At 61.1% G+C, this 26,701-nt stretch carries 28 protein-coding genes; 16 read left to right on the top strand and 12 right to left on the bottom strand.

Features of this window, described 5'->3' with window-relative positions:
• Positions 1–38 precede the first annotated feature (38 nt).
• Complete coding sequence (algW, locus tag ACF8K2_RS10700) at positions 39–1,199, bottom strand: Do family serine endopeptidase AlgW (RefSeq protein WP_264236466.1); 1,161 nt, start codon at positions 1,197–1,199, stop codon at positions 39–41.
• 281 nt (positions 1,200–1,480) lie between these two features.
• On the opposite strand from algW, the gene ACF8K2_RS10695 reads away from it, so the two are divergent.
• From ACF8K2_RS10695 to cysN, 3 genes are all read left to right on the top strand, one after another.
• The gene (locus ACF8K2_RS10695) at positions 1,481–2,239 is read left to right on the top strand and encodes a Nif3-like dinuclear metal center hexameric protein (RefSeq protein ID WP_264236467.1); all 759 of its coding nucleotides are present in this window, start codon (positions 1,481–1,483) and stop codon (positions 2,237–2,239) included.
• A 222-nt stretch (positions 2,240–2,461) separates the two neighbouring features.
• Positions 2,462–3,379, top strand: a complete 918-nt coding sequence (gene cysD, locus ACF8K2_RS10690; RefSeq protein ID WP_186553839.1) for a sulfate adenylyltransferase subunit CysD — start codon at positions 2,462–2,464, stop codon at positions 3,377–3,379.
• A 16-nt stretch (positions 3,380–3,395) separates the two neighbouring features.
• Positions 3,396–5,297, top strand: a complete 1,902-nt coding sequence (gene cysN / locus ACF8K2_RS10685; RefSeq protein WP_392464723.1) for a sulfate adenylyltransferase subunit CysN — start codon at positions 3,396–3,398, stop codon at positions 5,295–5,297.
• Positions 5,298–5,349: 52 nt separating this feature from the next.
• On the opposite strand, the gene ACF8K2_RS10680 is transcribed toward cysN, so the two are convergent.
• Both ACF8K2_RS10680 and ACF8K2_RS10675 read right to left on the bottom strand, forming a co-directional pair.
• Positions 5,350–5,616 carry a bacteriocin immunity protein gene (locus ACF8K2_RS10680; protein WP_392464721.1) on the bottom strand — a complete coding sequence of 89 codons (267 nt, stop codon included), beginning with the start codon at positions 5,614–5,616 and terminating at the stop codon, positions 5,350–5,352.
• Positions 5,610–5,930, bottom strand: coding sequence for an S-type pyocin (locus ACF8K2_RS10675; protein WP_392464720.1), 321 nt, complete (start codon positions 5,928–5,930; stop codon positions 5,610–5,612). The genes ACF8K2_RS10680 and ACF8K2_RS10675 overlap by 7 nt, the downstream gene beginning before the upstream one ends.
• Before the next feature lie 287 nt (positions 5,931–6,217).
• Between ACF8K2_RS10675 and ACF8K2_RS10670 the strand changes: the two genes are divergently transcribed.
• On the top strand, positions 6,218–6,694 hold the full coding sequence (locus tag ACF8K2_RS10670) for a hypothetical protein (protein ID WP_392464719.1): 477 nt from the start codon (positions 6,218–6,220) through the stop codon (positions 6,692–6,694).
• 90 nt (positions 6,695–6,784) lie between these two features.
• Here the strand turns inward: ACF8K2_RS10670 and ACF8K2_RS10665 are convergent, their stop codons facing one another.
• Positions 6,785–7,264, bottom strand: a complete 480-nt coding sequence (locus ACF8K2_RS10665) for an Lrp/AsnC family transcriptional regulator (protein ID WP_186553844.1) — start codon at positions 7,262–7,264, stop codon at positions 6,785–6,787.
• Positions 7,265–7,391: 127 nt separating this feature from the next.
• Here ACF8K2_RS10665 and ACF8K2_RS10660 point away from each other — a divergent pair, with 127 nt between their 5' ends.
• Positions 7,392–8,588 carry a methionine gamma-lyase gene (locus ACF8K2_RS10660; RefSeq protein WP_392464718.1) on the top strand — a complete coding sequence of 399 codons (1,197 nt, stop codon included), beginning with the start codon at positions 7,392–7,394 and terminating at the stop codon, positions 8,586–8,588.
• Positions 8,589–8,673: 85 nt separating this feature from the next.
• A complete protein-coding gene (gene mdeB / locus ACF8K2_RS10655) occupies positions 8,674–11,370 on the top strand; it encodes an alpha-ketoglutarate dehydrogenase (protein WP_392464717.1) in 2,697 nt (898 codons plus the stop codon).
• 77 nt (positions 11,371–11,447) lie between these two features.
• Here mdeB and ACF8K2_RS10650 read toward each other — a convergent pair whose 3' ends face one another.
• On the bottom strand, positions 11,448–11,885 hold the full coding sequence (locus ACF8K2_RS10650; protein ID WP_186553847.1) for a YhcB family protein: 438 nt from the start codon (positions 11,883–11,885) through the stop codon (positions 11,448–11,450).
• A gap of 139 nt (positions 11,886–12,024) precedes the next feature.
• Here ACF8K2_RS10650 and ACF8K2_RS10645 point away from each other — a divergent pair, with 139 nt between their 5' ends.
• From ACF8K2_RS10645 to zapE, 3 genes are all read left to right on the top strand, one after another.
• Positions 12,025–12,660: an alpha/beta hydrolase gene (locus ACF8K2_RS10645; protein ID WP_392464715.1), complete on the top strand. Its 636-nt coding sequence runs from the start codon at positions 12,025–12,027 to the stop codon at positions 12,658–12,660.
• Between the two features lie 25 nt (positions 12,661–12,685).
• Positions 12,686–14,035: a tryptophan--tRNA ligase gene (locus ACF8K2_RS10640; RefSeq protein WP_392464713.1), complete on the top strand. Its 1,350-nt coding sequence runs from the start codon at positions 12,686–12,688 to the stop codon at positions 14,033–14,035.
• A gap of 83 nt (positions 14,036–14,118) precedes the next feature.
• On the top strand, positions 14,119–15,213 hold the full coding sequence (gene zapE, locus ACF8K2_RS10635; RefSeq protein WP_186553850.1) for a cell division protein ZapE: 1,095 nt from the start codon (positions 14,119–14,121) through the stop codon (positions 15,211–15,213).
• Positions 15,214–15,331: 118 nt separating this feature from the next.
• Here zapE and ACF8K2_RS10630 read toward each other — a convergent pair whose 3' ends face one another.
• On the bottom strand, positions 15,332–16,228 hold the full coding sequence (locus ACF8K2_RS10630; protein ID WP_392464739.1) for a GlxA family transcriptional regulator: 897 nt from the start codon (positions 16,226–16,228) through the stop codon (positions 15,332–15,334).
• A 291-nt stretch (positions 16,229–16,519) separates the two neighbouring features.
• A complete protein-coding gene (locus tag ACF8K2_RS10625; RefSeq protein WP_392464711.1) occupies positions 16,520–17,560 on the bottom strand; it encodes an NADP(H)-dependent aldo-keto reductase in 1,041 nt (346 codons plus the stop codon).
• A 257-nt stretch (positions 17,561–17,817) separates the two neighbouring features.
• On the opposite strand from ACF8K2_RS10625, the gene rplM reads away from it, so the two are divergent.
• From rplM to ACF8K2_RS10590, 7 genes are all read left to right on the top strand, one after another.
• A complete protein-coding gene (gene rplM / locus ACF8K2_RS10620) occupies positions 17,818–18,246 on the top strand; it encodes a 50S ribosomal protein L13 (protein WP_186553852.1) in 429 nt (142 codons plus the stop codon).
• 14 nt (positions 18,247–18,260) lie between these two features.
• On the top strand, positions 18,261–18,653 hold the full coding sequence (rpsI, locus tag ACF8K2_RS10615) for a 30S ribosomal protein S9 (protein ID WP_186553853.1): 393 nt from the start codon (positions 18,261–18,263) through the stop codon (positions 18,651–18,653).
• 263 nt (positions 18,654–18,916) lie between these two features.
• The gene (gene petA, locus ACF8K2_RS10610) at positions 18,917–19,510 is read left to right on the top strand and encodes a ubiquinol-cytochrome c reductase iron-sulfur subunit (RefSeq protein ID WP_186553854.1); all 594 of its coding nucleotides are present in this window, start codon (positions 18,917–18,919) and stop codon (positions 19,508–19,510) included.
• Positions 19,510–20,721, top strand: coding sequence for a cytochrome bc complex cytochrome b subunit (locus ACF8K2_RS10605; RefSeq protein WP_392464737.1), 1,212 nt, complete (start codon positions 19,510–19,512; stop codon positions 20,719–20,721). Before petA ends, ACF8K2_RS10605 begins: the two co-directional genes overlap by 1 nt.
• Positions 20,721–21,500: a cytochrome c1 gene (locus ACF8K2_RS10600; protein WP_186553855.1), complete on the top strand. Its 780-nt coding sequence runs from the start codon at positions 20,721–20,723 to the stop codon at positions 21,498–21,500. Before ACF8K2_RS10605 ends, ACF8K2_RS10600 begins: the two co-directional genes overlap by 1 nt.
• 119 nt (positions 21,501–21,619) lie before the next feature.
• Positions 21,620–22,243 carry a glutathione S-transferase N-terminal domain-containing protein gene (locus tag ACF8K2_RS10595; protein WP_186553856.1) on the top strand — a complete coding sequence of 208 codons (624 nt, stop codon included), beginning with the start codon at positions 21,620–21,622 and terminating at the stop codon, positions 22,241–22,243.
• 10 nt (positions 22,244–22,253) lie between these two features.
• Entirely contained in the window at positions 22,254–22,688 is a 435-nt protein-coding gene (locus ACF8K2_RS10590) for a ClpXP protease specificity-enhancing factor (RefSeq protein WP_186553857.1), read from the top strand.
• Positions 22,689–22,790: 102 nt separating this feature from the next.
• Here ACF8K2_RS10590 and ACF8K2_RS10585 read toward each other — a convergent pair whose 3' ends face one another.
• The 5 genes from ACF8K2_RS10585 to ACF8K2_RS10565 all read right to left on the bottom strand — a co-directional run bounded on the left by ACF8K2_RS10585 (position 22,791) and on the right by ACF8K2_RS10565 (position 26,566).
• Positions 22,791–23,009: a YgdI/YgdR family lipoprotein gene (locus ACF8K2_RS10585; RefSeq protein WP_186553858.1), complete on the bottom strand. Its 219-nt coding sequence runs from the start codon at positions 23,007–23,009 to the stop codon at positions 22,791–22,793.
• Positions 23,010–23,123: 114 nt separating this feature from the next.
• A complete protein-coding gene (locus ACF8K2_RS10580; protein WP_186553859.1) occupies positions 23,124–23,702 on the bottom strand; it encodes a BON domain-containing protein in 579 nt (192 codons plus the stop codon).
• Positions 23,699–24,292, bottom strand: coding sequence for a phosphoheptose isomerase (locus ACF8K2_RS10575; RefSeq protein ID WP_186553860.1), 594 nt, complete (start codon positions 24,290–24,292; stop codon positions 23,699–23,701). Before ACF8K2_RS10575 ends, ACF8K2_RS10580 begins: the two co-directional genes overlap by 4 nt.
• 88 nt (positions 24,293–24,380) lie before the next feature.
• Positions 24,381–24,752: a YraN family protein gene (locus tag ACF8K2_RS10570; protein ID WP_392464706.1), complete on the bottom strand. Its 372-nt coding sequence runs from the start codon at positions 24,750–24,752 to the stop codon at positions 24,381–24,383.
• Positions 24,752–26,566, bottom strand: coding sequence for a penicillin-binding protein activator (locus tag ACF8K2_RS10565; RefSeq protein WP_392464705.1), 1,815 nt, complete (start codon positions 26,564–26,566; stop codon positions 24,752–24,754). The genes ACF8K2_RS10570 and ACF8K2_RS10565 overlap by 1 nt, the downstream gene beginning before the upstream one ends.
• Between the last annotated feature and the right edge of the window lie 135 nt (positions 26,567–26,701).

Below are 26,701 nucleotides of genomic sequence, written 5' to 3'. Positions count from 1 at the left end.
GTTCGCTGGCTAGGCTTAAACTCTACCTAGACTGAACCTCACTTCTCCTCGGTTTTGGCCACCGGCGCCGGTGGCGGCCGCAGCCCCACCTCGGCAATCAGCTTGAGCTGCTGCCCATTGCGAATCACCTCGATGGCCACCTTGTCGGTCGGCTTGATCCGCGCCACCTGGTTCATCGACTTGCGGCCATCGCCGGCCGGTTCGCCATTGATGCTCAGAATCACGTCACCCAGCTGCAAGCCTGCGCGCTGCGCCGGGCCATCGCGGAAGATCCCCGCCACGACGATCCCTGGCCGCCCCTCAAGGCCAAACGACTCGGCCAGCTCCTGGCTCAGCGGTTGTACTTCGATACCCAGCCAGCCACGGATCACCTGGCCGTGCTCGATGATCGACTTCATCACCTCCAGCGCCAGCTTGACCGGAATGGCGAAACCAATGCCCTGCGAGCCGCCGGATTTGGAGAAGATCGCCGTGTTGATTCCGATCAGGTTGCCGTTGGCATCGACCAGCGCACCACCGGAGTTGCCCGGGTTGATGGCGGCGTCGGTCTGGATGAAGTCTTCGTAGTTGTTCAGCCCCAGCTGGTTACGGCCAGTGGCGCTGATGATGCCCATGGTCACGGTTTGGCCGACGCCGAAGGGGTTACCGATGGCCAGCGAGACGTCGCCGATGTGAATGTTGTCGGAGCGGCCAATGGTAATCGCCGGCAGGCTCTTGAGGTCGATCTTCAGCACCGCGAGGTCGGTTTCCGGGTCGCTGCCGATCACCCGCGCCAGGGTTTCGCGTCCATCCTTGAGGGCCACGACGATCTGGTCGGCGCCGCTGGTGACGTGGTTGTTGGTCAGCAGGTAGCCCTCGGGGCTCATGATTACCGCCGAACCCAGGCTCGACTCCCAGCGGCGCTGCTTGGGCAGGTTGTCGCCGAAGAAACGGCGGAACTGCGGGTCTTCGAACAGCGGGTGGGCGCTCTTGTTCACAACCTTTGTGGTGTACAGGTTGACCACCGCCGGTGCGGCCAGGGTCACCGCGTCGGCATACGACACTGGGCCCTGCATGATCCGCGTGGTTTGCGGTGCTTGTTGCAGGTTGACGTCCTGGCTGGGCAGGCCGACCCATTCGGGGAAGCGCTGGATCACCAGCAGGGCAATCAATATGCCGGTAAGCAGTGGCCAGCCAAAGTAACGCAGAACCTTGAGCATCGAATGAATCCTGGGAGTGGGGCAGGGGCCGTTGCAGAGCGGGCCGGGATGCAAGCGCGCGCGATCATACACGTCAAAAGTATGCTCGGCGACGGCTACGATCGCGGGGCAAGCCCGCTCCTACGCAGGCCGCGCTGATCCGTGGGGGCGGGCTTGCCCCGCGATTGCCATATGCCCCAGGCGACTATCGCCGGTTTCCCCGAGTCCGGCGACGGCCCATAATGGCGGCCATTATACGGGCGTTGCGCCCGCCGAATGTGCAGATTTCGAGGAGATTTTCCATGGCCGTCGCCCTCAGCACCCTGGTCGAGGAAGCCGAGCGCTACCTGTCCAGCGCCAAGATCCAGGATTACTGCCCCAATGGCCTGCAGGTCGAGGGGCGGCCGCAGGTCAGCCGGATCGTCACGGGCGTCACTGCCAGCCAGGCGTTGCTCGATGCTGCTGTCGAGGCGCAAGCGGATCTGGTCCTGGTCCACCACGGTTATTTCTGGAAAGGCGAGAACCCGTGCATCACCGGCATCAAGCAGCGCCGGTTGAAGACCTTGCTCAAGCATGACATCAGCCTGCTGGCGTTCCACCTGCCGCTGGATGTGCATCCGGAGGTGGGCAACAACGTGCAGTTGGCGCACCAGTTGGGGATTACCGTCGAAGGGCCGCTGGATCCGAACAACCCGAAAGTGGTCGGTATGGTCGGCTCGCTGAGTGAGGCGATGTCGGCGCGCGACTTTGCCCGGCGTGTACAGGAAGCGCTGGGCCGTGAGCCGCTGTTGATCGAGGGTGATCAACTGGTGCGGCGCATTGGTTGGTGCACAGGCGGCGGCCAGGGCTACATCGACACGGCGATTGCCGAGGGTGTCGATCTGTTTCTGAGCGGCGAAGCTTCCGAGCAGACCTTCCACAGCGCTCGCGAGAATGGCATCAGCTTCATCGCTGCCGGGCACCATGCTACCGAGCGGTATGGCGTGCAGGCGCTGGGCGATTACCTGGCGCGGCGGTTTGCTGTGGAGCACCTGTTCATCGATTGCCCTAATCCGATCTGATCGAGAGTTGGGCTGCTTTGCGGCTCATCGGTCCTGTAGCCGCTGGCTTGCCTGCGATGGCCTGCATAGCGGGCCGGATGCGGCCCAAACCCCCAGTCATATGGTTAGATTGTTTCGATCTAGCCAGCCTCCTAAATAGAATCAGGTGCTGTGATAAAGTGGCTCGCTCGAACACGGCCCGCTTGGCCGTCCATAAGATCGTATCGTTTTACGTGAGTAGCCATGGTCGACAAACTGACGCACTTGAAACAGCTGGAGGCGGAAAGCATCCACATCATCCGCGAGGTGGCCGCCGAGTTCGACAACCCGGTGATGCTGTACTCGATCGGCAAGGACTCCGCCGTGATGCTGCACCTGGCGCGCAAGGCCTTTTTCCCGGGCAAGCTGCCGTTTCCGGTGATGCACGTCGACACCCAGTGGAAATTCCAGGAGATGTACAGCTTCCGCGACAAGATGGTCGAGGAAATGGGCCTGGAGCTGATCACCCACGTCAACCCTGAGGGTGTGGCGCAGGGCATCAACCCGTTCACCCATGGCAGCTCCAAGCACACCGACATCATGAAAACCCAGGGCCTCAAGCAGGCGCTGGACAAGTACGGCTTCGACGCCGCCTTCGGTGGTGCGCGCCGTGACGAAGAGAAGTCGCGGGCCAAGGAGCGGGTCTATTCGTTCCGTGACAGCAAGCATCGCTGGGATCCGAAAAACCAGCGTCCGGAGCTGTGGAACGTCTACAACGGCAAGGTCAACAAGGGCGAGTCGATCCGCGTCTTCCCCCTGTCGAACTGGACCGAACTGGACATCTGGCAGTACATCTACCTCGAAGGCATCCCAATCGTGCCGCTGTACTTCGCCGCCGAGCGCGACGTCATCGAGAAGAACGGCACCCTGATCATGATCGACGACGAGCGCATCCTCGAGCACCTCTCCGAGGAAGAGAAAGCGCGCATCGTCAAGAAGAAGGTGCGTTTCCGTACCCTCGGCTGCTACCCGTTGACGGGGGCTGTCGAGTCGGAAGCCGAGAGCCTGACCGACATCATTCAGGAAATGCTCCTGACGCGCACTTCCGAGCGCCAGGGCCGGGTCATCGACCACGATGGCGCAGGCTCCATGGAAGACAAAAAACGTCAGGGCTACTTCTAATTTTCAGGGTTACTCCATGTCGCACCAATCCGATTTGATCAGCGAAGACATCGTCGCTTATCTGGCTCAGCACGAGCGTAAAGAACTGCTGCGTTTCCTCACCTGCGGCAACGTCGATGATGGCAAGAGCACCCTGATCGGGCGCCTGTTGCACGACTCCAAGATGATCTACGAGGACCACCTCGAGGCCATCACCCGTGACTCGAAGAAGTCCGGCACCACTGGCGAAGAAGTCGACCTGGCGCTGCTGGTCGATGGCCTGCAGGCCGAGCGTGAGCAGGGCATCACCATCGATGTCGCCTACCGCTATTTCTCCACCGCCAAACGCAAGTTCATCATCGCCGACACCCCGGGCCACGAGCAGTACACCCGTAACATGGCCACCGGCGCCTCGACTTGCGATCTGGCGATCATCCTGGTCGACGCCCGTTACGGCGTGCAGACCCAGACCCGCCGACACAGCTACATTGCCTCGTTGCTGGGCATCAAGCACATCGTCGTTGCGGTCAACAAGATGGACCTCAAGGGCTTCGATGAAGGCGTGTTCGAGTCGATCAAGGCCGACTACCTGAAGTTTGCCGAGGCCATCAACCTGACGCCGAGCAGCCTGCACTTCGTGCCGATGTCGGCGCTCAAGGGCGACAACGTGGTCAACCGCAGCGAGCGTTCGCCGTGGTACACGGGCCCTGCGTTGATGGAAATCCTCGAGACCGTTGAAGTTGCCGCCGACCGCAATTTCACCGACCTGCGCTTCCCGGTGCAGTACGTCAACCGGCCGAACCTGAACTTCCGCGGCTTTGCCGGCACCCTGGCCAGCGGTGTGGTGCACAAGGGCGATGAAATCGTCGTGCTGCCGTCGGGCAAGAGCAGCCGGGTCAAGTCAATCGTCACCTACGAAGGTGAGTTGGAAAACGCAGGTCCAGGCCAGGCCGTGACCCTGACCATGGAAGACGAGATCGACATCTCCCGTGGCGACCTGCTGGTGCATGCCGACAACGTCCCACCGGTCACCGATCAGTTCGACGCCATGCTGGTGTGGATGGCTGAAGAGCCGATGCTCCCAGGCAAGAAATACGACATCAAGCGTGCCACCAGCTACGTACCCGGCTCGATTGCCAGCATCAACCACAAGGTCGATGTGAACACCCTCGAGAAGGGCGCCGCTAGCGCGCTGCAGCTCAACGAGATCGGCCAGGTCAAGGTCAGCCTCGACGCCGCTATCGCGCTGGACGGTTACGACAGCAACCGCACCACCGGTGCATTCATCGTCATCGACCGCCTGACCAACGGCACCGTTGGCGCCGGCATGATCATCGCCCCGCCAGTGCTGCCGCATGGCAGCACCGGCCAGCATGGCAAGTTGGCCCACGTTGCCACCGAAGAGCGCGCCCTGCGCTTCGGCCAGCAGCCGGCTACCGTGCTGTTCAGCGGCCTTTCTGGCGCTGGCAAGAGCACCCTGGCCTATGCCGTTGAGCGCAAGCTGTTCGACATGGGCCGTGCGGTGTACGTGCTCGATGGCCAGAACCTGCGTCACGACCTGAACAAAGGCCTGCCACAGGACCGCGCCGGTCGCACCGAGAACTGGCGCCGCGCCGCCCACGTCGCGCGCCAGTTCAACGAAGCCGGCCTGCTGACCCTGGCCGCCTTCGTCGCCCCGGATGCCGAAGGCCGCGAACAGGCCAAGGCACTGATCGGCAAAGAACGCCTGGTGACCGTGTACGTACAGGCATCGCCGATTGCCTGCCGCGAGCGCGACCCGCAAGGCCTGTACGCTGCCGGTGGCGACAACATCCCGGGTGAAAGCTTCCCGTTCGATGTGCCGCTGGATGCCGACCTGGTGATCGATACCCAGAACAGCAGTGTTGAAGAAGGCGTCAAGCAGGTGCTGGACGTGTTGCGTCAGCGCGGCGCGATCTGATCGCTAGCGCTGCATGAAAAAACCCGCCTCGGCGGGTTTTTTTTTTGCGCTGTCATGGCGACTCGCGCAAACAAACCAGCCCCTCTGCCGTCCGCCAGGCAATTACACGCTGGACAATCTGCTCAGCGCTTTCATCCTTCCCCGAGGCCGGGTTGTAGATCAGGTCGGAGCCGGATGGGTGTCCCACCAGCTCAATGAAATGCTCAAGCAAACGGTCCTGCCAGGCGCGCGTCCCGGCGGCCTGGATCAGTTCCTCGACCAGCGCCTTGAACTCGCCGTAGCCGTAATCAGCGAGGCTGGTTCTATCAAGGATCACCACGGAAACTCCGACGAAAGCGCAAATTGCAGGGCGCTCATGACCCTCAGGTTGTAAGCGTCATACAGCGAGCCACCAAACTCGGGTGGGTCGAGATGGCGGATCTCATAGGAGCGCAGCCCCTTTGCGGTGTCCTTGAACGGCGCACGGGGTGGCCAGCCTTGTTTGATTCGATGCAGCTGAGCGCTGATGAACTGCTGGGAATAGACCGGATCTTCGGCAATCGCCATCCAGAAGGCCATGGAATAGTGCTCGAAACTTTCGAATGTGTGCCCTGCCAGTTTGCTGGTGATGTGCTGGGGTAGGTAGGCGGCCATGTGTATTTACCTGCGTAAGTGACGACAAGCGATGAGCAGGGAGAGTCAGCCCGCTGCTAGTGCAATTGCAGGTGTTGATGATCGCTTGGAATACGTAAGGGAAATAGTTTTCGCTGGCCGAATAAACTGTAAGTGATTTTTGGCGCTCGCGTAGGTTAATTCTTGCGAGGCGAACTGCAATTAATTCGGAGGTTTCCTACTCCCCAAAAAGGATCATAATGCGCTAGTTTGGTGCTGTTTGAATGGTTGTGTGGCACTCGAATGGTTATGGTTGTGAGGGATATAGTATGAAACTTCGTAGCGAATTAATGCCGCCCGCGCTTGATGAGGCTTTGGTTCATCGCCTGGCAGCGCTTGCGGCACAAATCGATTGTGGTGATCCTGAACAAACCAAGGCCGAGCTGGCAGCGTTCAATCGTGAGGCTTTGACTGATTTCGATTTTTACCAATTCCAAGGTATTTATGGTGGTCAAGAGCATGAGACATGGGTGCGTAATGTTTTAGCCGGGCCCTATGTACGTTTGGTCCCTGATGTGAGCAAGGATGAGCTGGTCGAGATGGTTCGAAGATTAATGGAGGCAGAAGGGACTGAGGAAGAGATGCATTTTTGGCTGTGTATGTTGGAAGTTAACGTGCCGGATGAGCAGATATCAGACTTGATCTATTGGCCTGGTGAGTATTTTGGCGACGTAGACTATCCAAAAGAACTGTCTGCAGAGCAATTAGTAGATATCGCGTTGGCGCGAGCGGCATCCGTCAAGTAAGAAGATTGCTGATCGTTGGGGTTGCAGTGCTTGCACTTGAAGGGGTTAATTAAAAATGGCGTGCTGCCTAACCCATGAGTAGGCAGTGCGCTAAATATGCTTTTCTGTTACCGGAATCACCCGTCGCTCCTTTACCGCCTTATACGAGAAACTCGAATAAATCTCCTTCACCCCCGGCAACCGCTGCAGCACTTCCCGGGTGAACTCGCCAAACGACTCCAAGTCCCGCGCCAGGATCTCCAGCAAAAAATCATAGCGCCCGGAAATGTTGTGGCAGGCGACGATTTCGGGAATTTCCAGCAGCCGCTTTTCAAACGCCAGGGCGATTTCCTTGGTGTGCGAATCCATCATGATGCTGACGAAGGCGGTCACGCCAAAACCCAGTGACTTGGGCGAGAGAATGGCCTGATAGCCGGTGATATAGCCGTTGTCTTCGAGCAGTTTGACCCGCCGCCAGCACGGCGAAGTGGTCAGCGCGACCTGGTCGGCGAGTTCGGAAACGGTGAGGCGGGCGTTATCTTGCAGGGCCGCGAGCAGGGCGCGGTCGGTGCGGTCTAGAGTCGAAGGCATGGTTTGCCCTCCAGGGTGGCTAATTGTTGTTTTTGTTCCAAGAAGCACCCGCTTGCGTGGGCAACTTTGGAAAAATCCCGGCAGCTCGTTGGCATAAGCTTATAACAAACCACACGAGGCTGTTGCCATGCGCGACTCCAACAATAATTCAGGGTTTTCCACGCGAGCGATCCACCACGGTTACGACCCGCTTTCCCACGGTGGCGCGCTGGTACCGCCGGTGTATCAAACCGCGACCTATGCCTTCCCCACTGTTGAATACGGCGCTGCCTGCTTTGCCGGCGAAGAGCCGGGGCACTTCTACAGCCGCATTTCCAACCCGACCCTGGCCCTGCTGGAGCAGCGCATGGCTTCGCTGGAGGGCGGCGAGGCGGGGCTGGCGTTGGCTTCGGGGATGGGCGCGATCACCTCGACGTTGTGGACCTTGCTGCGCCCTGGCGATGAGCTGATCGTCGGGCGCACGCTGTATGGCTGTACCTTTGCCTATCTGCATCACGGTATCGGCGAATTTGGGGTCAAGGTGCAGCATGTGGATCTCAACGATCTACAGGCGCTCAAGGCCGCGATCACGCCGAAGACGCGAATGATCTACTTCGAGTCGCCGGCCAACCCCAACATGCAGTTGGTCGATATCGCGGCTGTGGTGGCGGTCGCTGCTGGCCATGACATTCGGGTGGTGGTCGACAATACTTACTGCACGCCTTATCTACAGCGCCCGCTGGAGCTGGGCGCTGACCTGGTGGTGCACTCGGCCACCAAATACCTCAGCGGCCATGGCGATATCACGGCTGGGTTGGTGGTCGGGCGCAAGGCGCTGGTCGATCGTATTCGCCTGGAAGGGCTCAAGGACATGACCGGCGCGGTGCTGTCGCCGCACGATGCTTCGCTGCTGATGCGCGGTATCAAGACCCTGGCCCTGCGCATGGATCGGCATTGCGCCAATGCTCGGCAGGTGGCGGAGTATCTGCAAGAGCAGCCCCAGGTGGAGCTGCTGCACTACCCAGGGCTGCCGAGCTTCCCTCAGTACGCGCTGGCGCAGCGGCAAATGCTCCAGCCGGGCGGGATGATCGCCTTTGAACTCAAGGGTGGCATCGAGGCTGGCAGGCGTTTCATGAATGCCCTGCAACTGTTCAGCCGGGCCGTAAGCCTGGGCGATGCCGAGTCGCTGGCCCAGCATCCGGCCAGCATGACTCACTCCAGTTACACCCCAGAGGAACGTGCGCATCACGGGATTTCCGAAGGGTTGGTGCGGTTGTCGGTGGGGTTGGAAGATGTCGATGATCTGCTTGCTGATATTGAGCAGGCACTTCGACTGTGTGCCTGAGCAGTGGTTGATGCTTCTTTGCGAGCAAGCCCGCTCCCGCAGGGCCTGCGCGGCTCTACTAAACCTTCAGGGATGAGGCGATGCCATGGTAGCGATGATGAATCCCAATGAGCCGCTGAGCGCCGAAGATGCCGATCTGGATAGCGACCCCGGCGAGACCGCTGAATGGTGTGAAGCGCTGGAGTCGACCTTGGCCCACTGCGGCCCGGCGCGGGCGCGCTACTTGTTGCAGCGGTTACAGGCGCATGCCATGGAGCTGGGCCTGGAGCGCGATACCCAGGCTTTTTCCGCCTATCGCAACACCTTGCCGGTGGAGCAGCAGGGCGTTTATCCCGGTGACCTTGAGCTGGACGAGCGCATCACCAGTATCCTGCGCTGGAATGCCCTGGCGATGGTGGTCCGGGCCAACCATGCCTATGGCGATCTGGGCGGTCATATCGCCAGCTACGCCTCGGCGGCGGAGATTTTCGAAGTGGGCTTTCAGCACTTCTTCCGGGGCGAGGGCGGCGGTGAGCAGCGCAGTGCGGACCTGGTGTTCTTCCAGCCGCATTCGGCGCCAGGCATTTATGCCCGCGCCTTTCTCGAAGGGCGCTTGAGCGAGGCGCAGTTGGCCAATTACCGCCAGGAAGTCGCGGGCAATGGCTTGTGCTCTTATCCACACCCTTGGCTGATGCCCGAGTTCTGGCAGTTCCCTACCGGTTCCATGGGTATTGGCCCGATCAATGCGGTGTACCAGGCGCGCTTCATGCGCTATTTGCAGCACCGCGGCCTGCTGGATACTTCGCAGCGACACGTCTGGGGTGTGTTCGGCGATGGCGAGATGGACGAGCCGGAATCGATTGCCGGGCTCACCCTGGCGGCGCGCGAAGGCCTCGACAACCTGACCTTCATCGTTAATTGCAACTTGCAGCGCCTGGATGGCCCGGTGCGTGGCAACGGGCAGATCATCCAGGAGTTGGAGGCGCTGTTCAGCGGTGCCGGCTGGAATGTGATCAAGGTGCTGTGGGGCTCGGAATGGGATGCGTTGTTCGCCCGTGACCATGAACATGCGCTGCTGCGCCAATTGGCAGCGACCCCGGATGGCCAGTTCCAGACCCTGGGCGCCAACGATGGCAGCTACAACCTCGAGCATTTCTTCAAGCAAAGCCCGGCGTTGCAGCGGCTGGTCGAGCACATGAGCTCAGAGCAGATCACTGCGCTCAGGCGCGGTGGCCACGACATGCGCAAGCTGCATGCCGCCTACGCCGCAGCCAAGGCCTGCAAGGGCCGGCCGACGGTGATCCTGGCCAAGACCAAGAAGGGCTATGGCATGAGCAGCGCCGGTGAGTCGCGGATGACCGCGCACCAGGCCAAGAAGCTCGATGTGCAGGCACTGCTGGCGTTTCGCGATCGCTTCCATTTGCCATTGTCCGACCAGGCGGTGGAGCAACTGCAGTTCTATCGCCCCGCCGAGGACAGCGCCGAGATGCTCTACCTGCGCCAGCGCAGGGCCGCCTTGGGCGGACCTTTGCCGCAGCGGCGCAGTGACTGCCGCAGGCTGCCAGTGCCGGATCTGCAAGCGTTCGGCAGTTTCGCCCTGCACGCCGATGGCAAGCCGATGTCCACCACCATGGCCGCCGTGCGCTTGCTTGGCAGCTGGCTGAAGACGCCGGAGCTGGGTCCGCGGGTAGTGCCGATCGTGGCTGACGAGGCGCGCACCTTTGGCATGGCCAGCCTGTTTCGCCAGATCGGCATCTACTCGTCTTGTGGCCAGCGCTACGAGCCTGAGGATGCCGGTTCGCTGCTGACCTATAAGGAAGCTCGCGACGGTCAGTTACTTGAGGAAGGCATCTCCGAGGCAGGGGCGATTTCCTCCTGGGTGGCGGCGGCAACCTCCTACGCGGTACACGGTGAGCCGATGTTGCCGGTGTACATCTATTACTCGATGTTCGGCTTTCAGCGCGTCGGTGACTTGATTTGGGCTGCCGCCGATCAGCGTGCCCGGGGCTTACTGCTCGGGGCAACGGCCGGGCGCACCACACTGGGTGGCGAGGGGCTACAGCATCAGGATGGTTCGAGCCTGGTGATGGCCGCGCTAGTGCCTAACTGCCGGGCCTGGGATCCGTGCTTTGCTGGCGAGCTGGCAGTCATCCTCAATTACGCCGCGCGGCGCATGTTGGTCGAGCAGTGCGACGAATTCCACTATGTGGCGGTGATGAATGAAAACTATCCACAACCCACGCTGGCTGCCCAGCTCTATGAGGATGTGCTGCGTGGGATGTACCGCTTTAGCCAACAGCAGGCGCTGAATCCGCGTGGCAAGGTGCGGTTGTTGGGTTCAGGGGCGATCTTGCGGGAGGTGATCGCCGCCAGCGAGCTTTTGGCCAGCGAATGGCAGGTCGACAGTGAGGTGTTCAGCGTGACCAGCTTCAGTGAACTGGCGCGTGAAGCACGGCAAGAGCGCCGGTCTGCGGCGATGGGGCAGGGCGGCGAAGAAGAGAGTCATGTACGCCGCTGCCTGGCAGGGGATGCGCCGGTGATAGCCGCCAGTGATTATGCGCGGGCCTGGCCGCAGCTGATTGCCGAATACATCGAGGCGCCCTATATGACCTTGGGCACCGATGGCTTTGGGCGCAGTGATACGCGCCAGGCGTTGCGCCAGTTCTTCGAGGTGGATCGGTATAGTGTAGTGCTGGCGGCGTTGTATAGCTTGGTCAAGCAGGGGCAGTTGGCAGAGCAGGTGCTGGGGCAGGCGAGGGCGCGTTATCAGCTGAGTCGTTCACAAGCGCCCTGGTGCCGCTGATCCTGGAGGTGACGCCAAGTGTCAATGTGTCTGAAATAAACAAGGCCTCTTGCGAGGCCTTGTTCGTTACATCCTGATCAACGCTTGAGCCCGTAGCTCTCGTCGAGCATGCCCGGCGAGTTAGGTGCCTTGGGCGCGTAGTCACGCGGTACTTCAGCCGTGTCCTTCGGCGGGGTCAGGCGGTCACGTGGACCTTGCGCCGCTTCCGAGTGCAGGGCGGCCAGCAGGCGCTGACGGGTCAGTTCGTCGAGGGCCAGGCGGTTGGCGCCATCGGCCAGGTGATCCTGCACATCCTGGTAGCTCTGGGTCAGGCGTTGGACCAGGGCAGCAGTGCTGTTGAAGTGCGTCACCACTTCGTTCTGATAGCTGTCAAAACGCTGCTGGATGTCATCCAGCTGGCGTTGCGTGCTGCTGGGTGCAGCGTTGGGCAGCAGGCGGGCCACGACGAAGCCGACGACTACGCCGACGACCAGGGCCAGGGTCGGCAACAACCAAACAAGGAGCGAGAGTTCCACGAGTCCTTCCTCTATAAACGGCTTTGCTTTACGTTAACGGCTCAGACCTGCGCTGTATACCGCGAGCGATCGCAAATATTTCAGAACAGAATTCATCAGCTAGACGAGTCGACCCCTCCTGAGGTCACGGAGTAGTGCTTTGCTTATCCGCGAAACCCCTTTGTTCATCGATGGCCCCTGCGGCCAACTTGAAGCCTTGCACCTGGAAGTCGCCGAGCCGCGCGGGGTGGTATTGATCTGCCATCCCAACCCGGTCCAGGGCGGCACCATGCTCAACAAGGTGGTCTCGACCTTGCAACGCACTGCCCGTGATGCTGGATACACCACGTTACGCTTCAACTATCGTGGGGTCGGGCAAAGCGCTGGCAGCCACGACATGGGCGCAGGCGAAGTAGACGATGCCGAGGCGGTCGCCGCCTGGGTGCGTGCTACCCATCCGCACCTGCCGCTGGTGTTGATGGGCTTCTCCTTCGGCGGCTTCGTGGCTGCCAGCCTGGCCGGGCGCCTGGAGGCCAGTGGTGTGAGCTTGCAACACCTGTTCATGGTCGCGCCAGCGGTGATGCGTTTGAACGCCGACTTCCCCTTGCCGCAGCGCTGCCCGTTGAGCGTGATCCAGCCAGACACCGACGAGGTGGTCGATCCGCAGCTGGTTTACGATTGGTCCGACGCCCTGTCGCGCCCCCATGAGCTGCTGAAAGTGGCAGAATGCGGACACTTCTTCCATGGCAAGCTGACCGATCTGAAGGATCTGGTGCTGCCGCGTCTTTCGAACTGAGCCAAGCCTGATCAAGCGATTACCCATGACTACGCGCATTCTTACCGGTATCACCACCACCGGCACCCCGCACCTGGGCAACTACGCCGGGGCCATCCGCCCGGCGATTCTCGCCAGCCAACAGCCCGGTGCCGACTCGTTCTACTTCCTGGCCGACTACCACGCGCTGATCAAGTGCGATGACCCGCTGCGTATCCAGCGCTCGCGCCTGGAGATCGCCGCTACCTGGCTGGCCGGCGGCCTGGATCCGGACAAGGTGACCTTCTACCGCCAGTCCGACATCCCTGAGATCCCCGAGCTGACCTGGCTGCTGACCTGCGTTGCTGGTAAAGGCCTGCTCAACCGCGCCCATGCCTACAAGGCCTCGGTGGACAAGAACCTGGAAAACGGCGAAGACCCGGACGCCGGCGTGACCATGGGCCTGTTCAGCTACCCGGTGCTGATGGCCGCCGACATTCTCATGTTCAACGCCCACAAGGTGCCAGTGGGCCGTGACCAGATCCAGCACGTGGAAATGGCCCGCGATATCGGCCAGCGCTTCAACCACCTGTTCGGTCAGGGCAAGGAGTTCTTCGCCCTGCCGGAAGCGGTGATCGAAGAAAGCGTGGCTACCTTGCCAGGCCTGGACGGTCGCAAGATGTCCAAGAGCTACGACAACACCATTCCGTTGTTCAGCAGCGCCAAGGACATGAAGGACGCCATCTCGCGGATCGTCACCGACTCGCGCGCGCCGGGCGAGGCCAAGGATCCGGACAACTCGCACTTGTTCACTCTATTCCAGGCCTTCTCGACCCAGGCGCAGTCGGCCGAATTCCGTGAAGAACTGCTGCAGGGCTTGGGCTGGGGTGAGGCCAAGCAGCGCCTGTTCCAATTGCTCGATGGCCAACTGGCCGCGCCGCGTGAGCACTACCACCAGTTGATCGCGCGCCCTGCAGACCTTGAGGACATCCTCTTGGCCGGCGCCACCAAGGCGCGCAAGATCGCCACGCCATTCCTTGAGCAACTGCGTGAAGCGGTCGGCCTGCGTTCGTTCCGCACCAGCGTGCAAAGCACCGGCGAAGTGAAGAAGAAGGCTGCCAAGAGCGCCCGCTTCGTCAGCTTCCGCGATGACGACGGCAGCTTCCGCTTCCGCCTGCTGGCTGCTGACGGTGAGCAACTGCTGCTGTCGCGCAGCTTTGCCGACGGCAAGAGCGCGGGCGCTGTCAGCAAGCAACTGCAGCAGGGTGGTGATGCCGATATTCGGGTCGATGGCCTGAGCTTCTCGCTGTGGCTCGAAGGCGAGCAAGTCGCCGACGGCCCGCAGTTCGCCGACGCCAGCGCCCGCGACGCAGCGCTGGTCAGCTTGCGCGCGGCACTGCAACCGCAGGCAGACTGAGGCATTTCGCCGCAACTCTGATTGCCATTATGCGGGCCCGTCGCTACAGTGACGGCCCGCTTTTGTTACCTCGCTAACGAATTATGACGCCCTTAGAACGATATCAAGCAGATCTGAAACGTCCCGATTTCTTCCATGACGCGGCGCAGGAAACAGCGGTGCGTCATTTGCAGCGTCTGTACGACGATCTGGTCGCGGCGCAGAACAACAAGCCGGGCGTGTTCGGCAAGCTGTTCGGCAAGAAAGACCAGACGCCGGTCAAGGGCCTGTACTTCTGGGGCGGGGTAGGCCGAGGCAAGACTTACCTGGTGGACACCTTCTTCGAGGCCCTGCCGTTCAAAGAGAAGATGCGTACCCACTTCCACCGCTTCATGAAGCGCGTGCACGAAGAGATGCGCACGCTCAAGGGCGAGAAGAACCCGCTGACGGTGATCGCCAAGCGTTTCTCCCAGGAAGCCAAGGTCATTTGCTTCGACGAATTCTTCGTCTCCGACATCACCGATGCCATGATCCTCGGCACCTTGATGGAAGAGCTGTTCAAGAATGGTGTCTCCTTGGTGGCAACCTCCAACATCGTCCCTGACGGCCTGTACAAGGATGGTCTGCAGCGTGCGCGCTTCCTGCCGGCGATTGCCATGATCAAGCAGTACACCGACGTAGTGAACGTCGACAGCGGGGTCGACTATCGCCTGCGTCACCTGGAGCAGGCCGAACTGTTCCACTACCCACTCGACGCGGCAGCTCACGAGAGCCTGCGCCAGAGCTTCAAGGCGCTGACGCCGGAGTGCACCCAGGCCGTCGAGAACGACGTACTGATGATCGAGAATCGCGAGATCCACGCCCTGCGTACTTGCGATGACGTTGCCTGGTTCGACTTCCGCGCCCTGTGCGACGGGCCGCGCAGCCAGAACGACTACATCGAGTTGGGCAAGATTTTCCACGCCGTGTTGTTGAGCAATGTCGAGCAGATGGGAGTGACCACCGATGACATCGCCCGGCGCTTCATCAACATGGTCGATGAATTCTATGACCGCAACGTCAAGCTGATCATCTCGGCCGAGGTCGAGCTCAAGGACCTGTACACCGGAGGCCGCTTGAGCTTCGAGTTCCAGCGTACCCTGAGCCGCTTGCTGGAGATGCAGTCACACGAATTCCTGTCGCGCGCGCACAAGCCCTGAGTGTGCCACTGCCCCTGTAGGAGCGGGCTTGCCCGCGGTGGCGTCAGGCCAGACAACGGTATCGTCCAGCCTGACGCCATCGCGGGGCAAGCCCGCTCCTACAGGGGCCTCGCTGCTTTCACGCTTCCTGCATGAACTGCTGCCGATACTGGTTCGGCGACAATTCGGTGTGCTGGCGGAACAGCCGGGCAAAGAAGCTGGCATCGTCGTAACCCACCTCATAGCTGATGGTCTTGATGCTCTTGCGGGTGCTCGACAGCAGGCCTTTAGCCGTCTCGATGCGCAGCCGCTGCAAGTAGTGCAACGGCTTGTCGCCAGTCGCCGTCTGGAAGCGGCGCATGAAGTTGCGAATGCTCATGCCGTGGTTGCGGGCCACGTCCTCGAAGCGGAACTTGTCGGCGAAGTGCTCTTCGAGCCAGTGCTGAATCTGCAGGATGATCAGGTCCTGATGCAGCTTTTGCCCGCCAAACCCCATTCGCCCTGGGGTATAGCTGCGCTGCACTTCATACAGAATGTCACGGGCCACGGCGCGGGCGACGTTGGCCCCGCAGAAACGCTCGATCAGATAGATGTACAGATCGCAGGCCGAGGTGGTGCCGCCGGCGCAATAGAGGTTATCAGCGTCGGTCAGGTGCTTGTCCTGATTCAGCTTCACCTTGGGGAAGCGTTCGGCGAAGCTGGCGAAGAAGCGCCAGTAGGTGGTTGCCTCCTTGCCATCGAGCAGGCCGGCTTCGGCCAGCCAGAACACGCCGCTGGCCTCGCCGCACAGTACCGCGCCACGCGCATGCTGCTCGCGTAGCCAGGGCAGGACCTGCGGGTAGCGTTGCTGGAGATTGTCGAAGTCGTCCCAGAACGCCGGGAGGATGATCACATCGGCATCGCCCAGGCCGCCATCGACCGGCACCTGCACGTTGCTGAAACTGTCCACCGGCTGGCCGTCGGGGCTTACCAGGCAGATCTCGAACATCGGTTGCAGGCCCAGGCCCAGCTGTTTGCTGTAGCGCAGGCTGGCCAGGTGGAAGAAATCCTTGGCCTGCATCAGCGTCGATGCGAACACTTTGTCGACAGCCAGAATGCTGACGCGCCGCAGTGAAGCGGAGGGTTGGGTAAACATCATTGTCATTGTTCTTATAGGGTAGAGTGGTCAATCACCGGCTGGATCGTCTTATTTTTTGGCGATTGTGTCTACCCCGGGAATCGAAGGCGATTCGGTTGGTAGGGGGAGGAGCGGGCATGCCCTGCGATGTTGGATGGATAACCGACGTCATCGCGGGGCAAGCCCGCTCCCACGCATGGAAGAAGGCAATCAGGGCGCCGGGTTAGGCTGCTCCTGATGAATCGCCTCGATCGCCGCCAGCAACTCATCACCGAGCACCAGGTCGGCGCTCGCCAGGTTGCTGTCCAACTGCTCCAGGCTGGTCGCGCCAATGATGTTGCTGGTCACGAACGGCTGACGCGTGACGAACGCCAGGGCCATCTGTGCCGGATCCAGGCCATGCTCGTGGGCCACCTGCACATACCGGCTGCAGGCTGCGACCGTCTGCGGATTGGAGTAGCGGGAAAAGCGGCTGAACAAGGTCAGGCGGCCTTGCGCCGGCCGCGCGCCATTTTCGTATTTACCCGAGAGCATGCCGAACGCCAGTGGCGAGTAAGCCAGCAGGCCGCATTGTTCGGGAATCGCCACCTCGGCCAGGCCCACCTCGAAACTGCGGTTGAGCAGGTTGTAGGGGTTCTGGATCGACACCGCCCGTGGCCAGCCGCGGCTCTCGGCCAGGTGCAGGAACCTCATCGTGCCCCACGGCGTTTCATTAGATAGGCCAATGTGGCGGATCTTGCCGGCGCGCACCTGCTCATCGAGTACCTCGAGGGTTTCTTCCAGCGGCGTGAAGTGATCCTGCGGCAGGTGCTGGTAGCCCAGTTTGCCGAAGAAGTTGGTGCTGCGTTCTGGCCAGTGCAGCTGATACAGGTCGATGCGGTCAGTCTGCAGGCGTTTTAGGCTCTCATCCAGGGCGGCGACGATGTGCTGGCGGTTGTGCTTGAGCTGGCCATCACGGATATGGCTGATGCCGTTGCCGGGGCCGGCGACCTTGCTGGCGAGGATCCACTGGTCGCGATCGCGGTTGGCTGCGAACCAATTGCCAATGATTCGCTCGGTGGCGGCGTAGGTCTCCGGGCGCGGCGGCACCGGATACATTTCGGCGGTGTCGATGAAGTTGATCCCGCCGCTCTTGGCCCGCGCGATCTGCTCGAAGGCCTGCGCCTGATCGTTCTGCTCGCCCCAGGTCATGGTGCCCAGGCACAGGGCGCTGACGTTGAGGTCGGTACGGCCGAGCTTGCGATGTTCCATGCGGGTGCGTCTCCTCGGGAAATAAGCCATCAAATCAGGTTGAATTTTTTTGCGCAATCTGGATAATTCTGCACCTCTGCGTTCTGCGGAAGTGATGCACCGCCTTACGAGAGTAACCCCGCCGAATATTGGACGTGCCCGACCCGAGCCCCCAATAGCGTCCGTATCCGGCTGCGCGCTTGCTTGTCAAGCTGTGCACTATCCAGTAAGATTCGCCGTCTATTTTTCGCTGGGCGGCCTCTGAGGCTTTAGAGATAATGAAAACTTTTACTGCTAAACCAGAAACAGTAAAGCGCGACTGGTTCGTCGTCGACGCCGCTGGTCAGACCCTGGGTCGTCTGGCTACCGAAATCGCTCGTCGTCTGCGTGGCAAGCACAAAGCTGAATACACCCCTCACGTTGACACCGGCGACTACATCGTCGTTATCAACGCCGAGCAGGTACGTGTCACTGGTGCCAAAACTACTGACAAGATGTACTACTCCCACTCCGGCTTCCCAGGTGGCATCAAGGAAATCAGCTTCGACAAGCTGATCGCCAAAGCCCCTGAGCGTGTCATCGAGACCGCGGTCAAAGGCATGCTGCCTAAGAACCCGCTGGGTCGCGACATGTACCGCAAGCTGAAAGTGTACGCGGGTGCTGCTCACCCACACACTGCTCAGCAGCCTCAAGAACTGAAGATCTAACGGGATAGTTCATTATGTCGGCGACTCAAAATTACGGCACTGGCCGTCGCAAGACCGCAACCGCTCGCGTTTTCCTGCGTCCAGGTACCGGTAACATCTCCATCAACAACCGTCCTCTGGACACCTTCTTCGGTCGCGAAACCGCTCGCATGGTTGTTCGCCAGCCGCTGGAGCTGACCGAGAACGTGGCCAAGTTCGACATCTACGTCACCGTTTCCGGTGGTGGTGTTAGCGGTCAAGCCGGTGCGATCCGTCACGGTATCACCCGCGCTCTGATGGCCTACGACGAAACCCTGCGTGGCGCTCTGCGTCGTGCTGGCTACGTCACCCGCGACGCTCGTGAAGTTGAGCGTAAGAAAGTGGGTCTGCGTAAAGCGCGTAAGCGTCCTCAGTACTCCAAGCGTTAATTTCGCTTCGGCAGTCGAAAAAAGCCCGGTTCTTTGGAACCGGGCTTTTTTTATGTCTTGAACTAACCTGTCAGCATGTCCGTGACCACTTGCCACATAGACGCAGATCAAGCAAAGAGAGGGTTATAGCCCAGCCAGGGGGTAATCACCTTGTCAGTGTGTGGATTTGTTTCTTACCATGGCGACCAAAATTTAGTGCCACAGACTTAACTAAATACAGGCCTGATCCAACAGGCCAAAAGCAGCTGATGGGAGAGGACTGAATGAGTAATGACGGCGTCAACGCAGGCCGGCGCCGCTTCCTCGTAGCCGCCACGTCCGTGGTGGGTGCAGCGGGGGCTGTGGGGGCTGCGGTACCGTTCGTGGGGTCATGGTTTCCCAGTGCCAAGGCGAAAGCCGCAGGTGCACCGGTGAAGGTCAATATTGCCAAGGTTGAGCCGGGCCAGCAGATGGTTGCTGAGTGGCGCGGTCAGCCGGTATTCATCGTGCGGCGAACGCAGGAGATTCTGGGGAATCTGCAGAAAATCGCCGGCGAGCTATCCGATCCCGAATCGAAGGCGTCAGTGCAGCCGACCTATGTCGACCCGCAAGTGCGTTCGATCAAGCCAGAAATTCTCATCCTCGTGGGTCTGTGTACCCACCTGGGCTGCTCGCCGACCTTCCGCCCTGAAGTCGCACCGGCTGACCTCGGTCCGAAGTGGGTAGGTGGCTACTTCTGCCCTTGCCATGGCTCCCACTACGACCTCGCGGGTCGCGTCTATAAATCGCAACCTGCGCCTCTCAACCTGCCAGTGCCTCCGCACTCATACGAGACGGACGACATCATCGTCATCGGCGTCGATCAGGAGAACGCATGATGAGCAAGTTCATGGACTGGATTGATGCTCGCTTCCCCGCCACCAAGATGTGGGAAGACCACCTGAGCAAGTATTACGCCCCCAAGAACTTCAACTTCCTGTACTTCTTCGGCTCCCTGGCACTGCTAGTGCTGGTCAATCAGATCGTGACCGGTGTCTGGCTGACCATGAGTTTCACCCCCTCGGCCGAAGAGGCGTTCGCCTCGGTCGAGTACATCATGCGCGATGTCGAGTACGGCTGGATCCTGCGCTACCTGCACTCCACCGGCGCTTCGGCGTTCTTCATCGTGGTCTACCTGCACATGTTCCGTGGGCTGCTCTACGGCTCCTACCAGAAGCCACGTGAGCTGGTCTGGCTGTTCGGCATGCTGATCTACCTGGCACTGATGGCGGAGGCCTTCATGGGCTACCTGCTGCCGTGGGGGCAGATGTCCTACTGGGGCGCCCAGGTGATCATCTCGCTGTTCGGCGCGATTCCGCTGATCGGCGATGACCTGACCCAGTGGATCCGCGGTGACTACCTGATTTCCGGGATCACCCTGAACCGCTTCTTCGCCCTGCATGTGATCGCCTTGCCGATCGTGATCCTGGGCCTGGTGGTGCTGCACATCCTGGCGCTGCATGAAGTGGGTTCGAACAACCCCGATGGCGTCGACATCAAGAAGAAAAAAGACGAAAACGGCATTCCGCTGGACGGCATTCCGTTCCACCCGTACTACACCGTCAAGGACATTGTCGGCGTGGTGGTGTTCCTCTTCGTGTTCTGCGCCGTGGTGTTCTTCTTCCCGGAAATGGGCGGTTACTTCCTGGAAAAACCGAACTTCGAACAGGCCAACGCGTTCAAGACCCCCGAGCACATCGCTCCAGTCTGGTACTTCACGCCGTTCTACGCGATCTTGCGTGCGGTGCCTGACAAGCTGTTCGGCGTGATCGCCATGGGCGCCGCCATCGCTGTGCTGTTCGTGTTGCCCTGGCTCGACCGCAGTCCGGTGCGCTCGATGCGCTACAAGGGCTGGTTGAGCAAGGTCTGGCTGCTGGTGTTCTGTGTGTCCTTCGTCATCCTTGGCATCCTCGGTGTGCTGGCGCCTACGCCGGGTCGGACCTTGCTCTCGCAGGTCTGCACGGTGCTGTATTTCGCTTACTTCCTGCTGATGCCGTTCTACACCAGGCTTGAGAAGACCAAACCGGTTCCGGAAAGGGTGACTGGCTGATGAAAAAGCTTATTGCAGTATTGTTCCTGGCTGTGATGCCTGCCTTGTCCTTTGCCGCGGAACACGGCCTGGAGCTGGACAAGGTCGATATCGATCTGACCGACAAAGCCGCCATGCAAGATGGTGCGCGCACTTTCGCCAACTATTGCATGGGGTGCCACAGCGCCAAGTTCCAGCGTTACGAGCGGGTGGCCGATGATCTGGATATTCCGCATGAGCTGATGCTGGAGAACCTGGTGTTCACCGGGGCCAAGATCGGCGATCACATGAAGATCGGCATGCAGCCGGACGACGCCAAGACCTGGTTCGGCGCCGCGCCACCGGACCTGACCCTGGTCGCCCGGGTGCGTGGCAACGACTGGCTGTATTCTTACCTGCGCAGCTTCTACGAGGACAAGTCGCGGCCTTATGGGGTCAACAACAAGGTCTTCCCTAACGTCGGCATGCCTAACGTGCTGGTCGGCTTGCAGGGTAACCAGGTGATTGGCTGCAAACAGGTGCAGAGTGTGGTCGATGGCAAGAAGCAGTACGACCCGCTGACGGGCAGCCCATTGACCCATGAAGCGTGTGACCAGCTGACCATCGAGCCGAAATCCGGTACCCTGACGCCCGAGCAGTTCGACGAGAAGGTCAAGAACCTGGTGACCTTCCTGGCCTATTCGGCCAACCCGGTCAAACTGGAGAGCCAGCGCATTGGTACCTATGTGTTGCTGTACCTGGCTTTCTTCTTCGTGTTCGCCTACTTGCTCAAGCGCGAATACTGGAAGGACGTGCACTGATCACGCAGTAATTTCTGGTTAGTTGAACGCGCCCTGGGGCGCTCCCCGCAGCTGCGGAGAGCCTCCCAGGGCGCGTTTGCATTTCAGTTTCACGAGCATCCCATGCGAGGAGGCGCTTCATGGGCGTAACCAACAGGTTAGCCTGCTATTCCGATCCCACTGATCACTACTCTCACCGGGTGCGCCTTGTGCTCGCCGAGAAGGGCATCAGTGTGCAGATCATCGACGTCGATCCTGGTCGTCTGCCACCCAAGCTGGTTGAAGTGAACCCCTATGCCAGCGTACCGACCTTGGTCGACCGCGATTTGGCGTTGTACGAATCGACCGTGGTCATGGAATACCTCGATGAGCGTTATCCGCATCCGCCGCTGATGCCGGTCTATCCGGTCGGGCGCGGCAACAGCCGCTTGCTCATGCATCGCATCCAGCGTGACTGGTGCGCACTGGCCGATGTGCTGCTCGACAAGCGTAGCGCCGAGGCTGCCCGCACCCAGGCGCGCAAAGAGCTGCGCGAGAGCCTGACGGGCGTTGCGCCGCTGTTCGGCGAGATGGCCTGCTTCATGAGCGAGGAGCAAAGCCTGGTCGATTGTTGTCTATTGCCCATACTCTGGCGCTTGCCGGTAATGGGTATCGAATTGCCGCGGCAAGCCAAGCCGCTGCTTGATTATATGGAGCGACAGTTTGCTCGTGAGCCTTTCCAGGCGAGCCTGTCTGCTGCTGAACGTGAAATGCGCAAGCTTTAAGGAGCCGTTGATGAACTCCAGTCGCCCCTATCTGGTTAGAGCACTGTACGAGTGGATCGTCGACAACGATTGCACGCCCCATATGCTGGTCAACGCCGAGTACCCGGCCGTCCAGGTGCCTCAGGGCTTCGCCAGTGATGGCCAGATAGTTTTGAATATTTCCCCTAGTGCAGTGCGTAGCCTGCACATGGACAACGAGGCGGTGAGCTTCGAAGGCCGCTTTGGTGGGGTTGCCCATTCGTTGTATGTGCCGATCAGCGCGATCCTGGGGATCTACGCCCGAGAGAATGGCCAGGGCATGGTCTTCGAGCTGGAGCCGCCGTTGAGCGATGATGAAGATGAGTTCGAAGACGAAGGTGTCGAGCCAGATGACGATGGTCCGCCAGAGGGTGGCGGGCAGCCGCCGCGTCCGAGTGGCCGGCCGAGTCTGAAGGTGGTCAAGTAACGAAAAAGGCGATCCGTGATGGATCGCCTTTTTTGTGTTGCCGCGTCTGACCTGTCGCGGGGCAGGGCCGCTCCTACGCGTTCGTAGCGGGCTGGCGTGCTATCAGAGGTCGCTGATGGTGCGAACCTGATCCTTGTTGATGCGGGTGCGCTTGCCGTCCAGTTGCTCGAACTCGTAGAAGCCGGAGTTGCGGTCGTAGTGCGGTTGGTCCACGGCCTGGATCTCGCGACCATCGTTCAGGGTGATCAGGCTCGGGGTGGAGCAGCCGGCCAGGGTGGCGCAGGCGCCGATCAGCAGGGCGGGCAGCAGGTACTTGTTCATGCGGTGTTTCCTGAGTTGTCGAGGTGTAAGCACCGCGGGGCAAGTCTGCTCGCACGCGATTGCTCAGAGCAAAGGCGCGTGGGAGCGGGCTTGCCCCGCGATGGTAGTGGCTGATCAGTCGATGTATTCGAACAGCTTGACGATCTTCTGCACGCCAGAGACGCCCTGCACCACGTTGGTGGCGGCATTGGCTTCGTTTTGGGTGACCAGGCCCAGCAGGTAGACGATACCGTTTTCAGTGATCACCTTGATCCGCGAGCCAGGGACGTTGGCGTCACCGAGCATCGAGGTCTTGATCTTGGTGGTCAGCCAGGCATCGTTGTTGCGCGCCAGGATCGACGACGGCTGCATCACCTGCAGCTCGTTGTGGACCTTCTTGACCCGTTGCACCTGGCCTGCGGTCTGCTCGGCGAGGCTCTTGAGGTCGGCGCGTGGGGTTTGGCCGGCCAGCAGTACAACACCGTTGTAGCTGCTCACGACAATGTGCGAACCCTTGTCCAGGTCAGGGTTGGCCTTGGCGACGTTGACCGAGACCTTGGTCTCGATCAGCGAGTCGTCGATCTTGCTGCCGATGGTACGGGTGCCGCGATCATCCTCGATGGGGTTGTCGCGGGTCGAGGTCAGTACCGAGCTGCAGCCGGAGATGCTCAGGCACAGGGTCAGGGCCATCAGGCCGAAACGCTTGGGGATCATTCTTCACTCCCGAACAGTTGGCTGTCGATCAGATCGCACAGGCAGTGGATCGCCAGCAGGTGGACTTCCTGGATCCGCGCGGTGACCGTCGAAGGCACGCGGATCTCTACATCTTCGGGCAACAGCAGCGAGGCCATGCCACCGCCGTCGCGCCCGGTCATTGCTACGACAATCATTTCGCGGTCATGTGCGGCCTGGATCGCTTGTATCACGTTGGCCGAGTTACCGCTGGTGGAAATCGCCAGCAGTACGTCGCCGGGCTGACCCAGGGCGCGGATCTGCTTGGAGAAGACTTCGTTGTAGCTGTAGTCGTTGGCGATCGAGGTAATCGTCGAGCTGTCGGTGGTCAAGGCGATCGCCGGCAGGCTTGGGCGTTCGCGCTCGAAGCGATTGAGCAGCTCGGAGGAGAAATGCTGGGCGTCGCCGGCCGAGCCGCCGTTGCCGCAGGCGAGCATCTTGCCCTCGTTGAGCAGTGCATTGACCATGACCATGCTGGCATGTTCGATGTGCGGTGCCAGGATGTCCATTGCCTGTTGCTTGGTGTCGATGCTGGCCTGAAACAGCCGGCGAATTCGGGATTGCATGTCCATCTGGTGTGACCTTAAGAGGGGCGGTGGCCTTTGCTACGCGCAACAGGGACCAGCCCGCGAAACATAGAGCAAAAAATTCGGAATGGGTTCAGCATTCGAAGGCGTTTTGCAGCCATTGCAGCGGTTGGCCTGCGTGGCCACTGCCTTGCAGAGCGACTACATCGAAGCGGCAGGGATGATTGGCCCAGCGGGACTCCTTCTGCAGGAACAGGTTGGCGGCTAGCGCCAGTCGCTTCTGCTTGCGCCCGTCGATGCTACCGAGGGCGCCGCCGAAGTCCGCGTGCAGCCGGTAGCGGACTTCGACGAATACTACTGTATCGGTGTCGAGCATGACCAGATCAAGCTCACCACCCTTGCATCGCCAGTTGCGCGTGACTAGCTGCAAGCCTTGCCCTCGAAGGTACTCGAGGGCTTGCTCTTCAGCGGCTTGGCCGGCGCGGCTGGGCGATGCGTTGGGCATTAGCGCGGGGTGTCCGGCAGGCGCTTGACCTGGCCGCCAGCAAACTCTGCCCACGGCAGTTGACGTTCAACCCGTTGGTTGGCATTCATGCTCAGGCTGCCCGACAGGCCTTCGACGCGGTTGTCCGGCAGAGCCTTGAGTTGGCTCAGGCGCGGCGCCAGGCTGTAGGCATCGACGCCCATGGCATATAGGCGACCCAGGCTGCCGGCAGCTTGCGGCCACTGCTGCACCACTTGCTGGCGCAGGCTGTTGCTGCTGTCGAGCAGCCAGGGCGTTTCGCAGAAGCGGATGCCGGTCATGTCGTTGTACTGGTTGACGTCACCGCTGGCGCTGTACAGGTTGGACGTGGCATAGACCGGCACGTCACCGGCGTACTGGAAGTTCAGGGTCGGCTTGATCTGCTGGGCCTGCTGCGGCGTCGAGGCGAGGAAGATGAAGTCGATGTCCTGGCGGCGCGACGGCTGGGCGGCGATGTTGCCACCGACAGTGCTCTGCAGGCTCTTGGCGCGGCCTTCGCTCTGGCGCAGCTGGAACAGCTCGGCAATCTGTTGGGCCAAGGCGATCGGTTGAGCGATGCGCTCGGCAGCCAGCAGGGTGCCGCCATTGGCTTCCCAGTCCTTGCGGAAGGCGGCCAGTACGCGGTCGCCCCATTCGCCGCTAGGCACCAGGGCGACAGCGCGAACCATGCCATCGGCACGGGCGCGGCGCGAGACTTCGCGGGCTTCGTCTTCCGCAGCCAGGCCGAACTGGAACAGTTGTGGCGGGGCTTTCTGGCCGGCGTCGGCGTAGTTCAGGGCCAGGGTAGTGATCGGCAGCTGCGGGTAGGCGGCGAGCTTCTTCACCAGCGGCTTCTCCAGCGGGCCGATGACCAGTTGCACGCCAGCGGCCTGGGCCTGACGGTAGAAGTCATCCAGCGAGCTGATGCGCGAGCTGTCGAAGACCTGCACCGCTGGCACCGCTTGACCGGATTGCTGGGCCTGGAAGTGGGCAGCCATGAAGCCGTCGCGCAGGGCGCGGGCGACACCGGCCAGTTGGCCTTCCTGAGGCAGCAGCAGGGCGATCCTGGTCAGGGGCTGGCTGGCCAGTTCCTTGAGCTTGACGAGCGCGGTCGGCAGTTGCTTGGCCGCCGGGTGCTCTGGGTTCTGAGTGCGCCAGGTATCGATGGCGGCCTGTTGTTGCTCCAGGGTGCCCGCGCTTTTCACTGCCAGGGCCAGGCTGGTCCAGCCGGCCAGGGTTTGATCGGTGCTCGGTTGCAGTTGCTCGGCCGGCAATGCGGCGACCAGTGCCCAGATCGCGTCATTGTTGGCGCTGGCGGCCTCACCGCTGAGCAGTGGCGTCAGCGCTACGCGCTGCTGGGCAGCGGCGAGGGTCTGGCCATCGGCCTCGAGCGCCGCGGCGTGCACGCTATAGGTGCGCACCTGTTGCTCTTCGGGCAGCTCGCCAAGGCGCTGCAGGCTCGGGTGGGCGAGGGCGGTCAGGGCGGCCTTGGGCTGGTTACGGCTCATGGCCAGCTCAGCGCTGAGAGTGCTGGCGAACACTTGCTGGGCAGGCTTGAGTGGATCCAGTGGCACCTGCTCGAGAATGCGTGCGGCGCGTGGGTAGTCCTTCTGCTTGTAGGCAAGGTCGGCGGCGCTCAGGCGCAGCAGGGCGGCGTCCTCCGGCGACTTGCTGTTGGCTGCCTTGTCGAGCAACTGCTCGATGCTGGCATCCGGGGTGCGCGGGAGTTCGCCCAGGCTGGATGAGGGCGAGCTGGCGCAAGCTGCCAGCAGGGCAGCGAGGCAGAGGGCTGTAAGCAGCCGCAGGCAAGCGATCATGTAAAGGTCCTGTTACTCGATCAAGTTGGCCGGCAATTGTACCCAACCACTGGCCGGGGCGCGATGTTGGTGATGCCGAACCTTCACTATAGGTCGCTTGAGGGCGTGCGCCGGTGAAGTTCATTGCGCCCTATT

The organism is Pseudomonas sp. xss_2 (genome assembly GCF_043104195.1).
Taxonomy (GTDB): Bacteria; Pseudomonadota; Gammaproteobacteria; order Pseudomonadales; family Pseudomonadaceae; genus Aquipseudomonas; species Aquipseudomonas urmiensis.
Note: the sequence above shows the minus strand (reverse complement) of the source record. Positions and strands in the feature narration are given on the sequence as shown.